Here is a 21,652-nt window from a genome sequence, read left to right as displayed (position 1 = left end):
TGTTACACCCCACAATCTCTTCTATGATTGTTTAAACCTGCGACTCTCCCAGATCTGTGGATTAGCCAGGTGGGGAGGCCGTTCTCCCCGTAGAACCTGAAGCACCTGTTCTGCCGCCATCATGGCCATCATCCTCAAACCTTCCTCACTGTGGGCTGCCATATGGGGTGTCACTACCACATTGGGGAGGCCGAACAGGGGATTCCCTTGTTCAGGCGGCTCAGGGTCAAAAACGTCCAATCCTGCTCCGCTGATTATTCCTTGGGTTAAGGCTTGATATAGGGCTTCTTCATCAACCAGTTCACCGCGTCCCGTGTTAATGAGAAAAGCCGATTTCTTCATAAGGGCCAGTTCCCTGGTTCCAATCAGTTTGCGGTTATCAGGGGTTGCTGGAGCATGGAGGGAAACAAAATCTGCCTCCTGAAGTAAATCGTCTAGTTTAGCCACGACCTTAACTTTAAGTCCACTGCTTTGTAGTGTCTCCTGAGACAGGTAAGGGTCGTAAGTGATTAATTTGGCCCCAAAACCATGCTGGCAGATGGCAGCCACACGCCGGCCTATCTGACCCAGGCCCACGATTCCGACGACTTTATCTTTTATTTCACCGGTTCTTATGGTCAAACGGCACTGGTAATCACCTCTCTGGGTCAGGGCTGTATGGGCCTGTAACAGCTTTTTAGCCAGAGCCAGCATCAGGGTCACGGCATGCTCTGCCACAGCATTGGTATTGGACCCCGGAGCATACACTACCGGGATATTATGTTCAGTAGCGGCCTTTACATCAATATTATCCAGGCCCACTCCGTGCCGGCCGATAACTTTGAGCTTGTCTCCGGATTCAATGATAGCCCTAGTAAAAGGACTCACCCGCACAATGGCCCCGTCAGCATCCTTAATAGCCTTCTTGACCACACTCTCTTCGGTACTTTCCGCTATAACTACCTCGGCTTCTTCCCTGAGCCTGGCAATGGCATCAGGATGAATGGGCTGAGTCAGCAACACTTTTTTCCCCATATCCTCTTCACCTCTTTTTATATACTTGGTCCAATCCTTGTTATGGCAAATTCATAGTGTTTTAGAACCTCTGCCTTGGTCAATTGCCCACCGGCCACGGCCCGCATCAGGTCGTAGATTCTCTTGCCCACCTGGTCAATTGTCTCCTCGCCGCGAATTATCGTCCCAGCATTAATATCCATGTTTTCCTCCATGGTTTCGAAGGTGCGGGGATTGCCGGTTATTTTTATGACAGGAGCTATCGGACAACCCACCGGAGTACCTCTCCCAGTTGTAAACAGGACCAACTGGCAGCCTCCTGCCACCATGCCAGTAACAGATTCCACATCCTGTCCCGGAGTATCCATGACATAGAGCCCCTTGCCAGGCGGAGCCTGGGCGTATTTCAAGATCCCTTGAACCTGACCTGTACCGGCCTTACGGAGACAGCCCAGGGATTTTTCCTCGATGGTGGTCAACCCTCCGGCTATATTACCCGGCGAAGGCTGGGTTCCCCTCAGGTCTACTCCCATGCGGACAGCGTCACCTTCGGCAGACCTGACAATAGCCAGCAGTTCCTGGGCTACTTCCCCGGAAACGGCTCTCCTGGCCAGCAGGTGCTCAGCCCCAATGATTTCTGCCGTTTCCGAAAGGATTACTGTACCTCCATCTGCTAACAGCATATCACTGGCTACCCCTACGGCGGGATTACCGGCCAGTCCGGAAGTAGTGTCGGACCCGCCGCATTCCAGACCCAGTACCAGGTCCTCCATGGAAATTGGCGCCAGAGGCACCGCACGGGCCTGCCTGACCAGTTTTTCCGCCAGATCAATGCCCTGTCTAACCGCTTTGCTGGTACCTCCAGCTTCCTGTATAACCAAGGTTTCCACCCGTTTCCCCCCGGCTGCGATTTCCCCGGCCACCATTTTGGCCTCCATTTTTTCACAACCCAGGCCAACTACCAATACACTTGCCACATTGGGATTCAGCGCCACACCCACCAGTGTGCGTTTTGTCTGTTCAAAATCCACCCCCAGCTGCCCACAGCCATGGGGATGGACTACGGGAACAACTCCCTCCACAGAACGGAAAATACGGTCTGCAACTTCATTGGCACATACAATGGTGGAAAGAATTAACACATGATTACGAATCCCGGCCCTTCCGTCAGGCCGCCTGTAGCCCCAAATATCCATGGGATGCTTCCCCCCTTCACCTGTCACAGCTGTTCCTCTTGCACACCCATTTGCAAATCGCCCCGTCCCCGGTTGCTCACCATATTGTGCACATGGACGTGCTCACCCAGCTTGATATCAGTAACGGAAGTGCCTATAGGCTCACCGTATTTAATTACTTCCCGGCCCTTAGGTATAGGCGCTATAGCCACCTTATGGCCGAAAGGCACATCTTGAGCTATTCTGAGCAGAGTATCCCGGCCTGCAATACAAACCCGGATCTCCTCGCCCGCCTTTAGATCCTCTACAGCCGTAGCAACATTATCCAGGAAGTCGATGACCACAACCATGCCCCTTTGCTCAGACTCCACAGCAACATCTCCCTTCTCCGGTTACTACGGGAATTGTGATTACGCCATAAGGCAGTACCCATACCGTGGCCTCAGGCCCCAGTCTGGCAAAAGCACGATCCAGGGCTTCTTCCATAGTAGAAATGGGTGTAAGCAGGAGTTCCCGCAATGTTGTGGCGGGAATAGCTGAACCAACTATCATTAATTCCGCATATTTGAGAATTCGTGCCAGGACAAATATTTTGTGTTCACCAGGAGCAAACCCCTCCCGTCTGGCCTTCTCCAGAGCTTCATCAGGTGTCTTGACTGTTTTCATCCAGGTGTGGTAACCCTCATGCCCGATGCCGTCCTGACAGGGAGCAGGAATTATTAGTGCACCTCCTGGCTTTACAAGGGGCATAGGGCCAAAAATACTCGTGTTTACCGCTCTGCTAGCCTGATACAGATCCCGGTCCTTGGGATATCCCGGGGCTGCGATGACAATATCGGCCTGGCGGTCCACCTTCACCTCAAAAACCTTCCGGGCAAATTCTACTCCGGCAGCATGGGCCTTTACGGGGTTTCCTGCCACTACTTTGAGAACTTCTTTCTCCTCGTTTAAGACCATATTGACAATAAAATCTAATCCCACCATCCCGGCGGCCTCTTCCAGGAATTGTCGGAAGATATTGCCTTCGAGGACCCCCAGGCGGGTTCGGGGGTGATCCAGAACCTGGACATTATGCGTTGCGGCGATTGTACGAACCCCCGCTACCCCCACAGCCAAACTTTTTACTCCACCGCTGTACCCCGCAAAGAGGTGGGGCTCAATGGAAGCCGTAGAAATGCGCAGGTCCGCATCGGCTACAACCTTGTTGAGCTCAACAGGTATACCCTGAGTGGGAGTATCGCCAAGGTATTTAAGAGTCTCAGGTTCAAAGGCAAAATGGTTGATGATTTTTACCCTTCTTACCACCTCTTCCCCGTACATCTCAATACACTCTTCCTGGTTATTGGGACGGTGGGTCCCGGTAGCTATGACCAAGGTGATATCGTTATCAGGAATACCGGCCTGGTTTAACTCATCTAAAAGAAGGGGAAGGATGACATTTTCATGTAAACTACGGGTAATATCTGTGGGAATAATTACCACTTTCTGCCCAGGCCTTGCTAACTCAGAAAGCCTGGGACAACCGATGGGGTTCCTGAGGGCGGCAAGGATTGCTTCCTTGATATCATGAAGGGGTTTTTGCTGTTCAGGAGTAATAATTCCCAACAAATTTTTGTCTGGTATTTCAAACTGTAGATCCTTCTTACCAAAGGGCACACTGACCAACATAGCAATTCCTCCATTTTCCCCTGGACTGCTCCGTAATTTTGCTTAAACTTCTTACTCCAATCAGGCCTTTGCGTTATTAACAGTTTCCCGTACCAACTTAGCCTTTTGCATAAATATAGACAAAACTAACAGCCCCAAGCCGATGATATCTGTGACAAAGCCCCCGTCAATCAATAACAAGGCACTGCTAAAAAGCATAGCCCGTATCAAATAATTAGCGCGGGTTACCATATAACCTTGAATTGCACCGGCAAGGCAAATAACCCCAACAGTTGCAGTCGCAAAGTTACCTAAAATTAGCAGCACACTGTCTGCCTGGAACACGAGACCAGTGGAATAGACGAACATAAAGGGCACGATAAAACCAGCTAAACCTAAACGTACTGCTGTCCAACCTACTTTGGTGGGATCGGCACCTGCTATCCCGGCACCGGCGTAGGCAGCAAGAGCCACCGGTGGAGTAATAGCAGAAAGTACTGCATAATACAGCACGAACATGTGAGCGATAATAGGATCCACACCCAGTTTAACCATGGCAGGCGCGGCTACGGTACCAGCCACAATATACGCTGCGGAGGTGGGCATGCCCATACCGAGGATCATACAGGCAACCATAGTCAGGAACAGGGTGGGGATTAACTTGCCTGCCGAAAGCATTAAAATCATGTTAGCCAGCTGCAGTCCCAGACCAGTAATGCTGACAACCCCAACGATTATACCTACGACAGCACAGGCAATAGCTACTCCCACGGCTCCGCGGGCACCTGTATCCAAAGATTTTACTAACGACATCAGGTTCATTCGTGTATGTTTCCTTAAAAAACTGACGATAACCAGGGCGATGATACTGTAGAAGGCGGCAAAGGACGGTGTATAATCAGCAAACAATAAATAGATTAATAGAATGATAGGCAGTATCAAATGTCCATTTTCCTTTAATTCTACTCGTGCACTGGGTAACTGATCCTTGGGTATACCGCTAAGTCCTAGTTTAAGTGCTTCCAAATGAACATTAACCCACAGAGCTAGATAATATAAAACGGAGGGAATTAAGGCTGTAATCATGACAGTTTTATAAGGAATGCCTAAAAATTCTGCCATGATAAAGGCGGCAGCTCCCATGACGGGAGGCATGATCTGCCCACCTGTTGAGGCTACTGCTTCTACGGCCCCGGCAAAATAGGGCTTGTAACCGATACTCTTCATCAAAGGAATAGTAAAAGCTCCCGTAGTAACAACGTTCGCTGCTGCACTACCGTTAATCATCCCTAAAAGACCACTGGCAATGATTGCTACTTTTGCAGGTCCCCCAGGCCTGTGACCAGCAATAGCCATGGAAACATTAGTGAATAATTTGGATAATCCTGTCTCACCTAAAAACGCGCCGAATAAAATAAACAAAAATATATATGTAGAAGAAACACCGAGAGCAACCCCGTATATACCTTCTGCACTAATGTACATATGATCTACTATACGTTGAAAGCTGTAACCGCGGTGAGCTAAAGAACCGGGCAGATAAGGCCCAAGGTAGGCATAGGCGAGAAAAACCATCGCCAGCAGTGGCAATTCAATCCCGATGCAGCGCCTGGCCGCCTCTAAGACCAGCACAATGGTTATAGTACCCATGATTATGTCCATATTGGAAACTAATCCTGCCCGCGCAGAAATGGCATCAATATTAAATAATAGATACAAATTAACACCTAAGCTTATTGCTGCTAATAAAAAATCTAAAGGACCGGCTTTTTTCTGGCTGGACTTCTTCCAGAAGGGGTATAAAAGGAAGATTAAGACCATAGACAAGCCCAGGTGGATCATACGCTGTTTATTGGTAGGCATTGTACCGAGACCAGCCATGTATAAATGGAAGAGCGACATTATTACGGCGGTGCCTGTAACGATCTTGGAGGCAAGTCCTTGAAGTTTACGCACTCTAGCTTCCGCCTCATATTTGCGCATTAGCTCATCCATATCAACTTGCTCTGGGCCATTTACAGTAGATTTGAGATCTTTTTTATCTTCTTCAGCCACGATGTTCGTTCCCCCTTTATTTAAAATCCAAGCTGCTTCTTTGTAATATTACGTCTGCCGGTTCTGCCAGTAGAGCAGGTAGTTTACACCATACTCTACTGGTCACAAAAACACGGCAGTAAATCTATTTAATGTTTTTCTCTCTTAACTACTTAATAGCTCCAATTTCTTTAAGATATTTTTCTGCACCGGGATGTAAGGGGACTGTTAAGCCGTTTACGGCATTTTCTTTTTTCATTTCTTTGGCCGCCTTATGGGCAGCTACCAGATCAGCCTGATTTTCATAGAGGGCTTTGGTAAACTTGTAGACCAAATCTTCAGGCAGGTCTTTGCGTACAAAGATATAGTTAGCCACCGCAAAAGTCTGGACGGGCTCAGGCTGGTTGGGGTAGGTATTGGCAGGAATCACATACTTAAAGTAAGCAGGATTCATTTTCTGTAACTCAGCAATTTTGTCATCGGGGAACGATAAGAGTTCATATTTACCTGAACTCATTAAGTCCATAACGCTGGCTGCGCCGATACCGGCAATAAGGTTAGCACCGTCAGCCTGGCGGTTTTTCATGAGTTCTACTGCCTGGGCTTCACTAGCAAATTCAGGTTTGAAGTCTTTCTTTTCCAGGTAATCCAGACCATAGATTTTCGCCATATCCCGGCTGTTAAGCTCCGTAGCACTGCCGGAAGCACCGACGGCAAAACTCTTGCCTTTAAAATCGGCAAAGCTCTTTATACCAGAATCCTTACGTACAGGTATTTGCATGACATTAGGATACATGTAGGTAACGCTGGCTAAGTTACTATATTTTTTATCAAAACCACCCTTGCCATCCAAGGCGTCTTTAGCAATACCTGCTTGACCAAAACCGAAATCCGCTTCTTTATTTTCTAATAGACGGACAATAACAGGTGTACCTGCTGTAGACTGGGCTGAAGCTTTAAAATCATTAGGATATTTGGTATTCAACATTTGGGCAATAGCATTAGCTAATAAGAAATAAGTACCTCCGCTGGTAGCTCCGCAAATTTGTATCATAGCGGGTCCTTTTGCCTTCTCACCCTTAGGTGCATCCGTCTTGGAACTGCAGCCACCCAACAAAGTTACCATAAAAGCAAGCACAAGAATCAACGCGAAAACCTTTGTATTCCTCTTTGACATTTAAAACATACCTCCCATTCTTTTAAAGTTGGATTTGTTTTTAATTCCAGGATGCTTTTCCCTTCACCCCCTTTGGTATTTAGTTTTTTAGTGTACATATTGTACCTGAAAAGTACACTATTTTCATAATGTCATCAGGTTATATTATATGTTGTTATATTCTATAGACTTTATATTATTCCTTCTGTGCCTCTTGCATTTTTTTATTTTTTTTATTTTTTCGTTTATTAGCTATATTCTTGTTATTACCCTTGGAATCATGTTTCGTCCATCGTTCTTCTCTAATAGGCTCCGTCTTGAGATAGTGCAATCTATACAAATATACCTGTTGCCCCAGGTATTTGCTATGAAAGGCGCCCGTGGATCGACGTTAACGGGGCCACGCGGAGGAAATTATCCAAAGTATCGATAAATGCCCATCAGGGGCAGCAGCGATGACCGAACCAAAATAAACATGGCAGGTAGCAGGCACTTCCTTCAGCTATATCCTTAATAAAAAACACTTGACAGAGCCTATTCTCTACCTGATAATGTAAAAATAATGTAAATATAATTGCACCCTTATGATTTACTATCTTAGAAGGGGGACTTTTCTTTGAACTTCCCGCTGCTACAAGCCAAAAAACAGGGTGAAGCCCGTTACCATCTGGGGCTCTTACTTACTACTACGATCTGGGCCAGCACTTTCATCAATATTAAGATTGTCCTGCTCCAGGTTCCTCCCAATACTTTAGCGTTCCTGCGTTTTGTCATAGCCAGCCTGGCTCTGGGTTTTTACATAAAATACAAGGGGTACCCCCTCATACCGAGGAAAGATTGGCCCCGTGTGGCCTTATGCGGCCTGACGGGTATTGCCCTCTATAATTTCCTGCAGAACCAGGGACTGCGCTATGCCGGTTCCACCGATGCGGCTATTCTCGCCTCCATGGCACCTGTCTTCATGGCCCTCCTGGCCTGGGCTTACCTCAAAGAAAAAATTTCCTCCCGCCAGGTAGCAGGAATTATTATGGCCTTTACCGGCTCCGCCCTGGTAGCCACCAAAGGCTCCCTGGAAAGCTTAACTTTAAATCCCACCCAACTCTTTGGTGACTCCCTCATCCTGATTACAGGAATTTCCTGGGCCATATACAGTACCAGTGTGAAAAAACTCCTGGACCGTTATCCTGTCACCTCTGTCCTGGCCTATTGTACTTTTGCCGGTACCATTTTCCTTGCTCCCCTGGTTCTACTGGAATACCCCGTTAACCTGGCAGCCGTGGACTTATGGGACTGGCTGAATATCGTTTATTTAGGCCTCATGGCCTCCGCCCTGGCCTACCTCCTCTGGAATGCCGGACTGGCGAAAGTTCCTGCCGTTACGGCCGGGGCTTACCTTTATCTCCTGCCCGTCATCGCCGCTGTCATTGCGGCTATCTTTCTTCAAGAGACACCGGGCTTCTTCACCATTGCGGGCGGCCTCTTAGCCCTGGTGGGTACTTATTTTGCCAGTAAGTAAGAAGGAAAACACGTACGTGCACTTAATTAACTGTTGTGCTTTTCTTCTTTCAAAGGGAACCCCTGCGTTCCCTATGACGTTCCTCTGTTACCCTCCTCATCTAAGCTTAAGGGACTGCGTCCCCTAACACCCCTAAAATCAGATAGTATTACTATCTGATTTTAAACCAAAAAGCGTAACAGGTAGAATTTACCTTGTTACGCTTTTTGGTTATCTTCCCCCATAACGAACATAGGTCATTTTAAGAAACCTTGTAAGATGGTTTCCTCAGCTTCCTTCTCGGAAAGACCCAGGGACATCAATTTAATAACCTGTTCACCGGCAATCTTACCGATGGCCGCTTCATGGACCAACTGGGCGTCGGAATGGTTAGCCGCTATCTCCGGTATTGCCCGGACCTGGGCTTCGTCCATAATGATGGCATCACACTGGACATGTCCACGGCACTTGTTCTGCCCAACCACGCGTGGATAAAAGATTTGCTTTGACCTGTCCTGGGCTACGGAGCGGGAAATAACCTGGGTGGTAGCATCTTCCCCTGTCAGTTCAATTAAAATATCGGATTCGGCATACTGGTCCCCATGGGTGAGCATGCGCTCCGTGATGACGAGATGGGCCTTCCTTTCCAGACGTGCCTCTGTATAGCGTTTCGTATTATCGACACCTCTAATCTGGACCAGTTCCAGTTCGGCCGTAGCCCCCTCTTCCAGATGAAGGACGGTCCTGGGGTTGAGGACCTTCTTCCCTGTACCTTCTCCTTCCCCGTAGTGTTTCTCGACATAACGCATGCGGGCCCCTTTACGGATGAAAAACTCATGAATACCGTTATGCTCAGCCTTTTCACTGCCGGGGTTATGGATACCGCAGCCTGCTACCACTAAGACATCGGCCCCTTCCCCAATCTCAAAGGTGTTGTAAACCATATCCTCCAGGCCTTCTGCTGTGAGGATAACGGGAATATGCACACTCTCACCTTTCGTGCCGGGCTTAACAATAATGTCTATGCCCGGCTTGTCCTCTTTGGCCTTGATCTCAATGTTGGCCGTGGAATTACGCTGGACACCCATGCCGTTTTTACGAATATTGTACGCCCCCTGGGGAATTTCGTGAAGGTCGGCCACCTGGGCCAGGATTCTTTTATCTATTGCACTCAGCATTGTTATCAGCCCTTTCAATACAGTCTTTGCTGCAGGCGCAGCCGGCCTCGTCCATAATCAGGGGCCAGATTTGTTCCTTAGTCCCTTTTTGTTTCACACTGCCCTCGGCAATCATAATGATTTCATCGGCCAGGCTTAAAATTCTTTCCTGGTGGGAAATGATGATCATAGTTGTAGCATATTTTTTGTGCATGGTCTTAAAAGTTTCCGTCAAACGACCAAAGCTCCACAAATCAATACCGGCCTCGGGTTCGTCGTAGAGGGCCACTTTCAGTTTCCTGGCCAGGAGCGTGGCGATTTCAATGCGCTTCAGTTCTCCCCCGGAGAGGCTGGCATCTACTTCTCTGTCCTGGTAATCCTGGGGACATAGACCTACATCAAAGAGGTAATTACAAACATTGCCGAAGCTGTTTTTGCCGCCGGCCAGCTGGAGCAGTTCTTTTACTGTTAACCCTTTGAACCTGGGAGGCTGCTGAAAAGCATAACCTACCCCCAGGCGGGCTCTTTCCGTTATACCCAGGTCAGTAATATCCTGCCCGTCCAGGATAATTCTCCCGTAAGTTGGGCGGTAAATCCCCATTAATAATTTGGCCAGGGAGGATTTGCCTCCCCCGTTGGGCCCTGTGATCACATAGAAACGGCGGTCCTCCAGGGTCAAATTAATATTGTGCAGTATCTCCACTGCTCCTTTTTCCCCTTCTATGGTCAGGGATACGTCTTTTAATTCCAGCAACTTATCTTCACTCCTTTGAGGTAACACTTGTATCTTTTCCCATTTACACTTCTCCCTCTAACTAGTATTTCCTGCAAATCCGGTCAAATTTAATTGGTTTACAGGCCCAAAGAAAAAAGGTACAATACTATTGTTAACCTTCTTGGTTAAAAAGGTTAACAGTATAGTCAACTTTATTTAATTATGAACCGGAGGTAAGAGGCAGAAAATGAATGTAGAAAAAATACTGGTTTTAGGCAATAAAGTCCTGGCAGGCGAAAGCATTGACTTTACCGAAGCTGTAGCACTTAGCAAAACCGAAGAGAGCGATATCCCTTTTCTTACAGCCATGGCCAATAAAATCCGGCAGCAGTTTGTGGGTAATGAGGTAGACCTCTGCTCCATTGTCAACGGACGTTCCGGCATGTGTTCCGAAAACTGCTCTTTCTGCGCCCAATCGGCTCATCATAAAGCACAAATCGAAGTTTATCCCCTTATGGAGGAAGATAAACTGTTAAAAGCCGCCCTTGAGGCCGAAACTAACGGCGCCCTGCGTTTCAGTATTGTCACCAGCGGACACGGTGTGGCTTATGACCAGGATTTGCCCCGTATTATCAAGGGGCTGCAGCGGATTAAAGCTGAAACCAATTTAAAGTTATGTGCTTCCCTGGGAACCCTCACCCTGGATCAGGCTTTACAGCTTAAAGAAGCGGGAGTGGAACGGTACCACCATAACGTGGAATCGAGCCGCAGTTTTTATCCTTCGATCTGTACCACCCACACTTATGATGAAAGAATTCATACCATCAGGGTGGCCCACCAGGCCGGTTTGGAGGTTTGTTCCGGGGGAATTATCGGCCTGGGAGAAACCATGCTGCAAAGAATAGAGATGGCTTTTGAGTTAAAGGAGCTGGGTGTTCATTCAGTGCCTGTGAATATTCTTAATCCCATCAAGGGCACACCCCTGGAGAACCAGTCCCCACTGCAACCCCTGGAAATCTTAAAAACCTTTGCCCTGTTCCGCTTCATCCTGCCTGACCGGGGAATTCGTACTGCAGGGGGACGGGAGGTCAACCTGCGCGATCTCCAGGCCACTGCCCTCCTTTCCGGAATTAACGGGATGCTCATTGGCGGCTACCTTACCACCGGAGGCCGCAACTGCGCTATGGATTTAAAAATGATACGGGATTTGGGTTTAAAACCCCTTTCCGCAGTAAAAAAAGACAAATGTTAAAAAGTTGAGGTGCCAGGCACCTCAACTTTTTAACATTCCTTTAACAAAGACTCAATTAAGAACGACATCCGACTATCGATTTCCGACCTCCGTTTCCCACAGAAAATAACTAGTAACTTGACCGCTGTTAGCTACGAATTAGTTAATGAAAGGACGTGAAGGAAATGGGACAGGTAAAAACAACTACTCCTTTAACACCTGAGCAGGTACAGGATTAAAAAGCCGGAGATCGTGTGACTATTACCGGAGTTATCTACACAGGACGTGATGCAGCCCATAAATATCTGGCCAAAACCCTGCAGGAAGGCCAACCCCTGCCGGTAGAGTTAACGGACCAGATTATCTACTATGTGGGGCCCTGTCCCGCCAGGCCCGGATAGGCTATAGGTTCCTGCGGACCCACCACCAGCGGGCGCATGGATGCCTATGCCCCTCTCCTGGTTGAAAAAGGGTTAAATGGTATGGTCGGTAAAGGTCCCCGCAGCCCTCAGGTGGTAGAAGCCATGAAAAAATACGGTGCCGTATATTTTGCCGCTATTGGCGGAGACGGCGCTACCATAGCCCGTTCCGTAAAAAAGCCGATGTAGTAGCTTCCCCGGAATTGGGGCCTGATGCTATTTACCGCCTGGAAGTTGAGGATTTTCCCTGTATTGTGGTTTAGACGCGGAAGGAACTGACCAGTATAAAATCGGTGTGGAAGTTTACCGTTTAGCTGAATAACTGTCAATGATAAAATATTATAAGAGTATCTGGTTTTTCAAACCTCACCCGGCCGGGTGAGGTTATTATTTTTTCCAATAAAATGAAAAATACTCCTTTTCATTATCTTAAAAACAAAATATAATAATGATGTAATATAAATTGCCCTTATCGGCACCATAAGGAAAGGGGGTGAATTGTTGAAAAAACGTGCAATAGTTTTATTGCTCAGTTTTGTGTTAATTTTCACTTTCGGCTGCGGTAACCCCCAAGGTGTCAAACAAAGTGCCGTATTCACACTGCCCGCCGCCCCGCAGGCTAAGAAGCTTGCCATGAACAGCAGCCTCTTAAGCCAGCAAAAACCCTCGGACCAGTGTATCCAGTGTCACACGAATCCCGAGACTATTGAAAAATTAGCAGCCAAGCCCGAGGGACCTAAGGAAGCCACAGGTGGCTGAGGTGCTCCGCCCCCTCCTCTCAGCGGGACTGAGAGATCACTGGTTTCCCCTGGCTTTATGGATACCAAACATGGCAATCTGGACTGCCGGACCTGCCACGGCGGGCAAAACTCGGCGGATATGACCCTGGCGCATAAAGACCTTGTAAAAGACCCCAGCGACACTGTTGGCGGCGGTGTGTGCGCCGAATGCCATCAAGAGATTGCCGACACTTTTAAAGATTCCTTACACTTTAAACAAACAGGTTTCGTTAAATCACTGGAGGAGTTTTCTCACGAAGGAATTCTTAATGAAGACGGTGCTTTGAAAGAGGCCTTTGCCGGGAACTGCTCCACCTGTCATGTCTCCTGCGGCGATTGTCATGTCAGCAGACCCAAAGCCCAGAGCGGCGGCCTTTTGGCCCAACACCAGTTTGTGATGCCTGATATGGAAAAGAACTGTGTCTTGTGTCATAGTACGAGAAACGGTGCCGAGTATACCGGTACTGTCGGAATCACTGCTGACGTTCATTACCAGAAAGGCCTGACCTGTATAGACTGTCATCCTGCTACCAACTTCCACGGCAGCAAACCGGAAGCTACCGAGATGATGTTGAAAGAGGATCTGCCTGATTGCCTGGACTGTCACAAAGATACATATGGTCCCGAGAGTAAAATCGAAGCCCATAAAGCCCATCCGGAAAACACTTTAAGCTGTCAGGTCTGCCATTCCAGTGCTACCAATAACTGCTTTGAATGTCATATTAATGTAAAGGAAGACGGTAAACTGGCCAGTCACTCGGAAGTCAAACTGATGTTCAAGATCGGCAAAAACCCTGCTCCCGACAAGTTACACCCGGAAAAATACATTACGGTAAGACATATCCCCACCATCAAGAACAGTTTTGACGCCCTGGGGAAAAACGCTCTGCCCAACTTTGATGAGATTCCCAACTGGAAGCTTTCCCCTACGCACAACATCCAAAGGTTTACACCACAAAACAGCGACTGTGAGACCTGCCATTCTACCAAAGGACTCTACCTCACTAAGGAAGACCTTAGACCCAGTGACAGCAAGGCTAATGAAAAACTCCTGGTGGATAAGTAACCACCTGGCGGTGGTTACCAAATCATAATGAAAAGAAAGAGGAGGAATTATTCATGTTCAAACGGTTAACTGCGATTGTTTTAGTACTGGTATTAGCCCTCAGCCTGGTGGGCTGCGGCGGTTCTAAGCCTGCTCCCGCTCCTGCTCCCGCACCGGCTCCTGCCCCTGCACCGGTGGATAAAAACGCCATCGTTAAAGAAGCCGTAGTAAGATATTTTGCAGACATTGCTAAAAGCAATAACATTATCGAACCCAAACAGTTGAAGGAAACCATGGATGCCCAGGCCGGCAGCGTATTTATCCTCGATATCAGAAAACCCGAGGACTTCGCTAAAGGCCGTATTGCCGGCTCTACCAACATCGGTTTTGCCAAAGTCGGGGAAAACCTGGATAAACTCCCTAAGGGGAAGCAAATCGTAGTGGTCTGCTACAGCGGTCAAACCGCCGGTCAAACTGTAGGCGCTTTAAGGGTCCTGGGCCTGAATGCCGTTTCCCTCAAAGGTGGATTCCCTTCCTGGGAAGCTGAAAAGTATCCTGTAGAGAAATAAAAAAGCCTTTAACAATGTTTAAACTGATACATTAAGGACGAATATAGTTTCCTGTTCGTAATAAACGACCTGGTAAAAAAGAGCTGTGCAAGACTTTGTACAGCTCTTTTCATTCACACAATATTATTCTAATTGCCGGAATTTTTTCATATAAAAGTTGCACTATTAGTTATTATAGTATATTATGACATTGTAATAATAAGAACAATCCTTGTGAGGGGTATATTATATGTCCGAAACAATGACAATGACAGAAAAACAAAAGAAAATCCTGGAATCTAAAGCTGAAATACTCAAGGCTCTAGCCCATCCCGTCCGTTTGTGTATTGTACGAAACCTCTTAGAGACAGGCGGCTGTAACGTTACAAAGATGCAAAGCTGTCTCTCATTACCTCAGTCCACTATTTCCCAGCACCTTGGGAAGTTAAAAGCTTCCGGTATTATTGAGGGTAGAAGAAGCGGCACGGAAATTACCTATAGTGTTATTGATAATGATGCCATTACCGTTGTCAAAGGATTAATACCGGAGTTATTGCCAAACGAATAATTTTCTTTTTAAAAACCGCATGCATCCAGCTTGCGTTTTTTCTTTTTATCTACATTTCTTATTTATAGCTGTGCAGGCCGGGAAGCAGCAGGTTTACCCCGAAGAAGGTAAAAAGTACAGCTAAGAACCCGCCTATAGCCAGGTAGATGGCTTTCTTCCCTTTCCAGTTAGCCACGAAGCGAGCGTGAAGATAAACGGCATAAACAAACCAGGTTATTAAGGACCAGGTTTCCTTGGGATCCCAGCTCCAGTAACTCCCCCAGGCATATTCAGCCCAAACAGCGCCCGTTACAATGCAGAGTGTTAAAAAGGGCATCCCTACCATGATAATCTTGTGGGTTAAATTATCAAGGACTTCCAGCTGAGGTAAGTTCCTGGCAAAATTCCCGCCTGCCCCCTCCTTAATGAGGTAAAGAAGAGCTACGGCAAAAGATACGGCAAAAGCCCCATAAGCCATGATAGCGGTGAAAACGTGAAAGTACAGCCAGTTGCTACGCAGGGCCGGCATCAAGGGCCTGGACCCCTTCTCAATCATTAAAAGCCATAGAGTCATAGAAAAAACCATGGGAAGAACGATAACCCCTAATTGCTTCAGTTTATATTTATATTCGATGAACAGGTGAATTCCTACAATACTCCATAAGAAAAAGAGCCCGAACTCAAACATACTGGCCAGGGGAACTCTCCCCACCCCTATGGTATAAACAACAAGGGCCGCCGTAGTACCTAAAAAACCTATTGAAGATGCACCTGATGCTACTTGTGCCTTGGCCTCCGAATGGTTGAAAAAATTAAGGATATAAAAGATGGCTGCGGCTAAAAAGAAAACCCCGGAAGTGGTCAGTAAATAGAGTAATGTGGTTTCCACAAACGAACCCCCTTTATAATAAAGCAGTCATTTCTTGGTGCAGTTTCTCCTGCACGCTTTTATTCCGGCAGATTACCTGGAATTTTGCCAATTGTTTTGTGTGATTAAACCCTATTTTAATCTCGCGGTAGCTTCCGGTCCAGAAAAGAAAAGAAGCCAGGGTCATTAGGAAGAATCCGCTCATGACCACAGGGGTTCCGGGGTCTGTCTTCACCTTCAGTACCGTATAGGGTTTCTCCCCCAGGTATTTCAAAATAGTAGCGTTGGGGAAATTAATGACGGTCCCTTCTTTCAATTCATAAGTGTCATACTTGGTATGGTTCTCGTAAACCTTTAACACATAACCCATCCCCGGAGCTTTCTCTATCTTAAACATCCTCCCCGCCAGGGACAACACCTTATTGAGGGGAATGATGTGCTTACCTTCCGCTTCTCCCTGCACTTCTATCAGATGGTTATAGCCATACCCGCTCTGGTAAAAGGTCATCCCTTTATATTTAAAGGGATGATTTACTTTTGTTGTCCCCTCGGCCACGATGCTTTCACCTGCCAGCAGGGCGATGGCTGATTCCCAGTTATCAACAGTTTTATCCTTGTCATACACAGTCTGGAAATCCTTGATTTTAAGAAGAAGGTGAGTTTTGGCCACCTTCTCCGGGATAGGGGTAACATCACCCACATAGCCGCCCACATTGATTGATTCACCTGTGGAACCGATCAAAGCCCCCAAAAAAATAACAATCAGCGAAATATGCAGCAAATGGGGAGCAATCAGGTACAAAATACCTTTGCGGGCTATGATGCAACTGTAGTCTTTTTGGGTCATAAGGTTTACTTTATAACCCTTATTTCTTAAAGCCTCCAGGATTTTGGCTTCCCTGTCTCGCGAACTTTCTACCTTAATTCCTTCTTCCACGGGGAACTCTTCCTTTTCTTCCGGAGAAAAACCCTTGATTTTTTCCAGCAAACCCGGTATACGCCGGAAAGTACACACAGTCAGATTAATAGTCAAAAGCAAGAGCAAACCATTAAACCAAAAGGATTTATATATGGTAGATTGGGGCTGGAGCGTTCCCGCAATGGATGCTATGATAATGAGCCCCATAATGATTAAACCCGCTTTCATCGAAGAAAAGAATTTCAGCATATTCTCTCACATCCCTGGAATTTTGTGTGTTTACTTTTATTGTAAATTTTAACCATAATTCACCCACCCTAGTGTGGCCTTTCCCCTTTCTTTTCGCATGTTCAATCTATAACTTAGTGTATATTTGCTTTTTATCCTATAAATTCCTGCTGTTTTGGGAGAAAAATTATTTTATTCTAATATTACGTTTTTGTTTCATTTTAATATTCAGTTATATTATTGACACTTATGTTTACCATAAGCTAATATTTTAGTATGTAGGAATCTTTTGTAAATTAAAGTGCAAGGGAGGTATGAAAGGGAGTGAAAAAACATTCGAAGGCTTTATTTATACTAGTTTTTGCCGTTTTTGTCCTGTCAGCGGCTTGTTCCAGCCCAAAGCCCCTGTCTCCTGCTCCAAATAACAGCACCATACAGGCTGAGCCTATCGATATTAGTCAAGCTGCCTATGTGGGCTCACAGACCTGTACATCCTGTCACGGCAGTACAATTATGGACTCATTTAATAAAACCACTCATGCCGCTTTATTCAAAGCAGCCGCCCATTATCCCGGTCTCAATTTAAATCAAACCATTACCGTTTATGATGATGGCAATAAGAATAAGCCTGTAAAATTGGATATTACCTTAACCCAGCCAGAGATTAACGGTATTATGGCCGACCGGCATCTTGTAGCTTCACTTAAGCCTGGTACAGGATTTACAAGTGATAGGCTGGGCTTATACCGTATTGCCGACCTGGCCCAAGAGAACAATGCCTGGAAATTAACCCCGGCTATCGAAAAAGATTACGATAAAAATGGTACAAAAGATTGGGGAGTCCGAAATTACGGAGACTGCGCCACCTGCCATAGCCCGGGATTGGCCGCCCAGGCTTTGCAGGCTCCCGGTTCCAACAAACTCACTGGTGGTATGAGCTGTGAAACCTGTCATGGTCCGGGAAGTGTTCATGCTGCTACAGGCAGTCCTGCAGCCATTGCCGTTAATGAAGATTCCTGCTACATATGTCATGCCGGCGGTGAAAAACCGGCTAATCTCACACCCAAACAGTCATGCCTGGAATGTCACAATCCCCACGGCAATGCCCGGGGGCTGATGTTCAAAGAAGATACTCTTAGCTGTGAATCCTGTCATGAAAGCGGCAATTCCGACCCCCATCATGCTGTATTAAAAACTCACTAACACAATTTTTTATCCCCCATACCCCTCTTGGTCTTAGAGGGTTTTGGTTACATTCTAAGGGGAGGGAACAACATGAATTCTTTACTGGTAACCCTCATTAATTATTACATAGACTTTATCGGTATTCTCTTTGCACTGGCTATTTCCGGAGTAGTACTGGGCGCGGCCGCTCATTATTTCATCATCGGTCCCCACGGCAAGAAACTGGCTAAACTCCCGCCGGAAATAATCCGTATGACTCTTTTGGAACGGTTTGCTCATTTTTTCCGTATGGTCAGCTGCGTACTCCTGGCCCTCACCGGCATAGCTTTTGCCACCTTTAAGGTTAATAACCTGGGCCTGAGTTACCAGTGGGCTCTCAAATTCCATATAGCCCTGGGCATCATTTTTACTGTGAGCAGTATTATCAGTATTGTTATGTACTTTAAAGCTTCCCTCTTTAAGAAATATGATCTGGAGTGGTTTAAGTATATGGGGGGCTATCTCACCAAAAAAGAAATGCACCTCCCTGCCGGGAAACTCAATGCCGGGCAGAAGGTCTTTTTCTGGTTAAGTGCAACCCTAAGTATTTTTATTATCGTTTCCGGTTATATCCTCGTTTTCCCCCAAAACTATCATATTAATATAGCTATGGTCGCTGCCCTCATCCACGGTCTTTCCGCCCTTATACTTTTTGCCGCCGTACTCGGCCACGCTTACCTGGGTACCGCCGCAAACCCCGGTACTTTCCAAGTCCTGCTGCATGGTAAGGTAGCCAGGGAATGGGCCAAAGCCCATCACCCCGAGTGGGTCAAGGAATTAGAGCAGAGTTCTGCTTCCGGTAAAACTGCTGTTACGTAGGAGCCAGCAGATAATTTAAAACCCCAGTCTTTCGACTGGGGTTTTCCTTTTATACCACGGGCATAAGTGCAACTAAGGCTTCTATCTTCGCCTTTGGCTCGGTACAAGCCAAGTTTTCTTTAACTTTCAAACAGTTCAGTAGAGAGGTATCTTTCACCCGTATCGGGCAGCACTACCACAATTCTCTTACCACTATTGGCAGGGTCTTTCGCTAACTGCAGGGCAGCAAAAGCAGCAGCCCCAGAAGAAATCCCCACCAGGAGTCCTTCTTTCCTGGCCAATTCCCTGGCTGTTTCATAAGCATCACCGGTTTTTACAGTAATAATCTGGTCGATGAGCGCAGTATCTAAAACCTGAGGAACGAAACCGGCACCGATGCCCTGAATTTTATGAGGCCCCGGGTTGCCACCGCTTAATACCGGTGAGTCCGCAGGTTCCACGGCTACAAACTGAACGTGAGGAAGTTTCTCTTTAATCACACTTGCCACTCCGGTGATTGTACCTCCCGTACCTACACCGGCCACAAAAATATCAAGTTTGCCCTGGGTGTCTTCCAAAATCTCCTGTGCTGTCGTTAACCGGTGGATTTCCGGGTTAGCCGGATTCTCAAACTGCTGCAGGATTAAAGAATTGGGATTTTGCTCCGCCAGTTCCCGGGCTTTTTCAATAGCCCCTTTCATCCCCAAAGGACCGGGAGTTAAAACAAGTTCTGCGCCATAGGCTTTTAAAAGCCTGCGCCTTTCCATGCTCATGGTTTCCGGCATGGTTAAAATCAGTTTTAAACCTTTGGCTGCGGCCACCATGGCCAGTCCTACCCCGGTATTACCGCTGGTAGGCTCGATTAACACTGTATCGCTGTTGATACGTCCCTCTTTTTCCGCTTGAGTGATCATATTAAGGGCGATCCTGTCTTTAATACTGCCTCCGGGATTAAAATATTCCACTTTGGCCAGTACTTCAGCCCCCATTCCCTCCGTTACCTTGTTTAAACGGACAAGGGGGGTTTTCCCAATGAGACTGGTAATATCATTATGAATCATTTTTTTATTCCTCCTATTTCCGACTATTTCTGTATGATTAGTTGTATTTTATCATAAGAATGGCTTTAGGAAAAGGGGGAAAAAAATAAAACCCCGGTTACCGGGGTTATTCCTAGTAGCCTTCGTTCACCAGGAAGGCAAAAATCTTGGGATCATTGAGGCACCAAATTTTTTTCATGGTTTCCTCATATTGCTTTTTATCTTTGTTCTTAGCTGCGGCCATCAATTCTTTGCGTAATTCGGCCACCAGCTCGGGGTGTTTAAAAGAATCCCTGTTATTATAAAGAAAACTGAACAATTCTTCCCGGGCCAGGCGCCGTGTATACTCATACAAACCAATGACCGAGGCAATGAAGACGATTAGGCCGAAAGCCAAACCGGTGTATAGGGTTAAACCACCGGTAAGAGAGGAAACTGCAAGCAAAACAAGAGCAATAGCTAAAGTGATAATCCCAGCATGATAAATGAACATTCTCTATCTCCTCCTATCCACCACTTGCCTATTTTTATTTTACCATATTGTTTGCTTGCAGCGTTTCTGTAAATTTCATCAGTGCATCAATTTTTTTATGAGCTTATTATAGAGTCTGATATTTTTGGCTGATAAGGATACAAGCTAAATCTCCAAAAGTTCTATCAGAAAACTCCAGGGTTGTTAAAATTATGGCGTACAGTTCCTGGATAAGCGCGCTAATAACTCCGGCCAAACTACCGGCCACTAATCTATCCTTCGTTCTGAGATTTTTCCTTTCTTTCACTTTTTAATACTTGTCTTTCCAGTACATCAACTACCTTGGCCAGTGGATTACCCTGCTTATACTTTTCCCAATATCATGCACTCCTATATCCTAACCATTCATTCATACCACTTCTGCTTTAGTATTTGTATCGGCAAGGAAATTAACAAAAATTAACAAAAGGGAAGGCTGTGCTACACACAACCTTCCCTTCTAACTATCTTCATTCCGGCAGTTTGGCCAGAGCGTCGTTTTTGCTAAGAAGTACTAAGGTGTCATCCTCTTCAATCAGGGCATCAGCTCCCGGGCCAACAATAATATTATCTTTCTTCTTAATGGCCATGACGCTGATCCCAAATCTGGCCCTTAAATTTAACTCTCCCAGTGTTTTATTGGTATAGGCGAAGGGGGCAATGATTTCTACAATACTGTATCCCGGTGAAAGTTCGATAAAGTCCATAACATTAGAGGTGACCAGATTGTGAGCCAGGCGGATGCCCATATCTTTCTCGGGATAAATAATTTTATCAGCACCTATTCTTTCCAGGACTTTACCGTGTAAAGCAGTTTGGGCTTTAGCCACCACATATTTTACACCCATCTCTTTCAGCATCACGGTGATCAAAATATTGGCCTCCAGTTCATGACCAATGGCCACCACGGCTACATCAAAATTACGAATTCCCAGAGCTTTCAGGGTTTCCTCGTCCCGGGCATCTGCCTGTACAGCGTGGGTTACGTCATGAACTACCGCCTGCACAGCACTTTCGGAGCTATCGATGGCCAGCACATCGTGGCCCAGAGCACTTAGCGTTTTGGCCACACTGGTGCCAAAACGGCCTAGACCAATAACGGCAAACTGTTTACGCATAATAT

Annotated in this window: 21 protein-coding genes and 1 pseudogene; 9 read left to right on the top strand and 13 right to left on the bottom strand. The window is 46.6% G+C overall.

Annotation, left to right across the window (positions count from 1 at the left end):
* Positions 1-21: 21 nt before the first annotated feature.
* The 6 genes from BR63_RS00535 to BR63_RS00510 all read right to left on the bottom strand — a co-directional run bounded on the left by BR63_RS00535 (position 22) and on the right by BR63_RS00510 (position 7,026).
* Entirely contained in the window at positions 22-1,014 is a 993-nt protein-coding gene (locus BR63_RS00535; RefSeq protein WP_034423704.1) for a hydroxyacid dehydrogenase, read from the bottom strand.
* A 17-nt stretch (positions 1,015-1,031) separates the two neighbouring features.
* Positions 1,032-2,189 carry a UxaA family hydrolase gene (locus tag BR63_RS00530; protein WP_034423724.1) on the bottom strand — a complete coding sequence of 386 codons (1,158 nt, stop codon included), beginning with the start codon at positions 2,187-2,189 and terminating at the stop codon, positions 1,032-1,034.
* 23 nt (positions 2,190-2,212) lie between these two features.
* Positions 2,213-2,539: a UxaA family hydrolase gene (locus BR63_RS00525; protein ID WP_243270041.1), complete on the bottom strand. Its 327-nt coding sequence runs from the start codon at positions 2,537-2,539 to the stop codon at positions 2,213-2,215.
* Positions 2,529-3,836 (bottom strand): nickel-dependent lactate racemase family protein, encoded by a 1,308-nt coding sequence (locus BR63_RS00520; protein ID WP_051965973.1) that lies wholly within the window; start codon positions 3,834-3,836, stop codon positions 2,529-2,531. The genes BR63_RS00525 and BR63_RS00520 overlap by 11 nt, the downstream gene beginning before the upstream one ends.
* 60 nt (positions 3,837-3,896) lie before the next feature.
* Positions 3,897-5,870, bottom strand: coding sequence for a TRAP transporter permease (locus BR63_RS00515; protein ID WP_207724744.1), 1,974 nt, complete (start codon positions 5,868-5,870; stop codon positions 3,897-3,899).
* A 148-nt stretch (positions 5,871-6,018) separates the two neighbouring features.
* Positions 6,019-7,026 carry a TAXI family TRAP transporter solute-binding subunit gene (locus tag BR63_RS00510; RefSeq protein ID WP_034423708.1) on the bottom strand — a complete coding sequence of 336 codons (1,008 nt, stop codon included), beginning with the start codon at positions 7,024-7,026 and terminating at the stop codon, positions 6,019-6,021.
* Positions 7,027-7,621: 595 nt separating this feature from the next.
* Between BR63_RS00510 and BR63_RS00505 the strand changes: the two genes are divergently transcribed.
* A complete protein-coding gene (locus tag BR63_RS00505) occupies positions 7,622-8,521 on the top strand; it encodes a DMT family transporter (RefSeq protein ID WP_034423710.1) in 900 nt (299 codons plus the stop codon).
* Positions 8,522-8,757: 236 nt separating this feature from the next.
* Here the strand turns inward: BR63_RS00505 and BR63_RS00500 are convergent, their stop codons facing one another.
* Entirely contained in the window at positions 8,758-9,678 is a 921-nt protein-coding gene (locus tag BR63_RS00500; RefSeq protein WP_034423712.1) for a SufB/SufD family protein, read from the bottom strand.
* The gene (locus BR63_RS00495) at positions 9,659-10,411 is read right to left on the bottom strand and encodes an ABC transporter ATP-binding protein (RefSeq protein ID WP_034423714.1); all 753 of its coding nucleotides are present in this window, start codon (positions 10,409-10,411) and stop codon (positions 9,659-9,661) included. Before BR63_RS00495 ends, BR63_RS00500 begins: the two co-directional genes overlap by 20 nt.
* Positions 10,412-10,619: 208 nt before the next feature.
* Between BR63_RS00495 and bioB the strand changes: the two genes are divergently transcribed.
* The 6 genes and pseudogenes from bioB to BR63_RS00465 all read left to right on the top strand — a co-directional run bounded on the left by bioB (position 10,620) and on the right by BR63_RS00465 (position 14,962).
* On the top strand, positions 10,620-11,624 hold the full coding sequence (gene bioB, locus BR63_RS00490; protein WP_034423715.1) for a biotin synthase BioB: 1,005 nt from the start codon (positions 10,620-10,622) through the stop codon (positions 11,622-11,624).
* A 233-nt stretch (positions 11,625-11,857) separates the two neighbouring features.
* A pseudogene (locus BR63_RS00485) lies at positions 11,858-12,344 on the top strand (FumA C-terminus/TtdB family hydratase beta subunit).
* Positions 12,345-12,523: 179 nt separating this feature from the next.
* The gene (locus BR63_RS00480; protein WP_034423716.1) at positions 12,524-12,781 is read left to right on the top strand and encodes a hypothetical protein; all 258 of its coding nucleotides are present in this window, start codon (positions 12,524-12,526) and stop codon (positions 12,779-12,781) included.
* A gap of 57 nt (positions 12,782-12,838) precedes the next feature.
* On the top strand, positions 12,839-13,867 hold the full coding sequence (locus BR63_RS00475; RefSeq protein WP_034423718.1) for a multiheme c-type cytochrome: 1,029 nt from the start codon (positions 12,839-12,841) through the stop codon (positions 13,865-13,867).
* A 53-nt stretch (positions 13,868-13,920) separates the two neighbouring features.
* Positions 13,921-14,415 (top strand): rhodanese-like domain-containing protein, encoded by a 495-nt coding sequence (locus tag BR63_RS00470; RefSeq protein WP_051965975.1) that lies wholly within the window; start codon positions 13,921-13,923, stop codon positions 14,413-14,415.
* Positions 14,416-14,644: 229 nt separating this feature from the next.
* The gene (locus tag BR63_RS00465) at positions 14,645-14,962 is read left to right on the top strand and encodes an ArsR/SmtB family transcription factor (RefSeq protein WP_243270040.1); all 318 of its coding nucleotides are present in this window, start codon (positions 14,645-14,647) and stop codon (positions 14,960-14,962) included.
* Between the two features lie 58 nt (positions 14,963-15,020).
* Here BR63_RS00465 and ccsB read toward each other — a convergent pair whose 3' ends face one another.
* Positions 15,021-15,830 (bottom strand): c-type cytochrome biogenesis protein CcsB, encoded by an 810-nt coding sequence (gene ccsB, locus BR63_RS00460; protein WP_207724743.1) that lies wholly within the window; start codon positions 15,828-15,830, stop codon positions 15,021-15,023.
* A gap of 13 nt (positions 15,831-15,843) precedes the next feature.
* A complete protein-coding gene (locus tag BR63_RS00455) occupies positions 15,844-16,977 on the bottom strand; it encodes a cytochrome c biogenesis ResB family protein (protein WP_034424568.1) in 1,134 nt (377 codons plus the stop codon).
* A 303-nt stretch (positions 16,978-17,280) separates the two neighbouring features.
* Here BR63_RS00455 and BR63_RS00450 point away from each other — a divergent pair, with 303 nt between their 5' ends.
* Entirely contained in the window at positions 17,281-18,159 is an 879-nt protein-coding gene (locus tag BR63_RS00450) for a cytochrome c3 family protein (protein WP_034424566.1), read from the top strand.
* Between the two features lie 72 nt (positions 18,160-18,231).
* Entirely contained in the window at positions 18,232-18,999 is a 768-nt protein-coding gene (locus BR63_RS00445; protein ID WP_034424564.1) for a formate dehydrogenase subunit gamma, read from the top strand.
* 119 nt (positions 19,000-19,118) lie between these two features.
* Here the strand turns inward: BR63_RS00445 and cysK are convergent, their stop codons facing one another.
* From cysK to BR63_RS00430, 3 genes are all read right to left on the bottom strand, one after another.
* Complete coding sequence (gene cysK / locus BR63_RS00440) at positions 19,119-20,039, bottom strand: cysteine synthase A (protein ID WP_034424562.1); 921 nt, start codon at positions 20,037-20,039, stop codon at positions 19,119-19,121.
* A gap of 112 nt (positions 20,040-20,151) precedes the next feature.
* The gene (locus tag BR63_RS00435) at positions 20,152-20,511 is read right to left on the bottom strand and encodes a hypothetical protein (protein ID WP_034424560.1); all 360 of its coding nucleotides are present in this window, start codon (positions 20,509-20,511) and stop codon (positions 20,152-20,154) included.
* Between the two features lie 488 nt (positions 20,512-20,999).
* Positions 21,000-21,647 carry a potassium channel family protein gene (locus BR63_RS00430; RefSeq protein ID WP_034424557.1) on the bottom strand — a complete coding sequence of 216 codons (648 nt, stop codon included), beginning with the start codon at positions 21,645-21,647 and terminating at the stop codon, positions 21,000-21,002.
* Positions 21,648-21,652 lie beyond the last annotated feature (5 nt).

Origin of the sequence: Thermanaerosceptrum fracticalcis (assembly GCF_000746025.2) — a bacterium.
In the GTDB taxonomy this organism is placed as follows: domain Bacteria; phylum Bacillota; class Peptococcia; order DRI-13; family DRI-13; genus Thermanaerosceptrum; species Thermanaerosceptrum fracticalcis.
Note: the sequence above shows the minus strand (reverse complement) of the source record. Positions and strands in the feature narration are given on the sequence as shown.

Excerpts from the sequence above, each read along its gene's own strand:
- bioB (WP_034423715.1), top strand. The coding sequence starts at position 10,620 with ATGAATGTAGAAAAAATACTGGTTTTAGGCAATAAAGTCCTGGCAGGC.
- BR63_RS00445 (WP_034424564.1), top strand. The coding sequence starts at position 18,232 with ATGAATTCTTTACTGGTAACCCTCATTAATTATTACATAGACTTTATC.
- BR63_RS00455 (WP_034424568.1), bottom strand. The coding sequence starts at position 16,977 with ATGCTGAAATTCTTTTCTTCGATGAAAGCGGGTTTAATCATTATGGGG.
- BR63_RS00510 (WP_034423708.1), bottom strand. The coding sequence starts at position 7,026 with ATGTCAAAGAGGAATACAAAGGTTTTCGCGTTGATTCTTGTGCTTGCT.
- BR63_RS00475 (WP_034423718.1), top strand. The coding sequence starts at position 12,839 with ATGGATACCAAACATGGCAATCTGGACTGCCGGACCTGCCACGGCGGG.
- BR63_RS00535 (WP_034423704.1), bottom strand. The coding sequence starts at position 1,014 with ATGGGGAAAAAAGTGTTGCTGACTCAGCCCATTCATCCTGATGCCATT.
- BR63_RS00500 (WP_034423712.1), bottom strand. The coding sequence starts at position 9,678 with ATGCTGAGTGCAATAGATAAAAGAATCCTGGCCCAGGTGGCCGACCTT.
- BR63_RS00430 (WP_034424557.1), bottom strand. The coding sequence starts at position 21,647 with ATGCGTAAACAGTTTGCCGTTATTGGTCTAGGCCGTTTTGGCACCAGT.
- BR63_RS00435 (WP_034424560.1), bottom strand. The coding sequence starts at position 20,511 with ATGTTCATTTATCATGCTGGGATTATCACTTTAGCTATTGCTCTTGTT.
- BR63_RS00465 (WP_243270040.1), top strand. The coding sequence starts at position 14,645 with ATGTCCGAAACAATGACAATGACAGAAAAACAAAAGAAAATCCTGGAA.
- BR63_RS00530 (WP_034423724.1), bottom strand. The coding sequence starts at position 2,189 with ATGGATATTTGGGGCTACAGGCGGCCTGACGGAAGGGCCGGGATTCGT.
- cysK (WP_034424562.1), bottom strand. The coding sequence starts at position 20,039 with ATGATTCATAATGATATTACCAGTCTCATTGGGAAAACCCCCCTTGTC.
- BR63_RS00470 (WP_051965975.1), top strand. The coding sequence starts at position 13,921 with ATGTTCAAACGGTTAACTGCGATTGTTTTAGTACTGGTATTAGCCCTC.
- BR63_RS00520 (WP_051965973.1), bottom strand. The coding sequence starts at position 3,836 with ATGTTGGTCAGTGTGCCCTTTGGTAAGAAGGATCTACAGTTTGAAATA.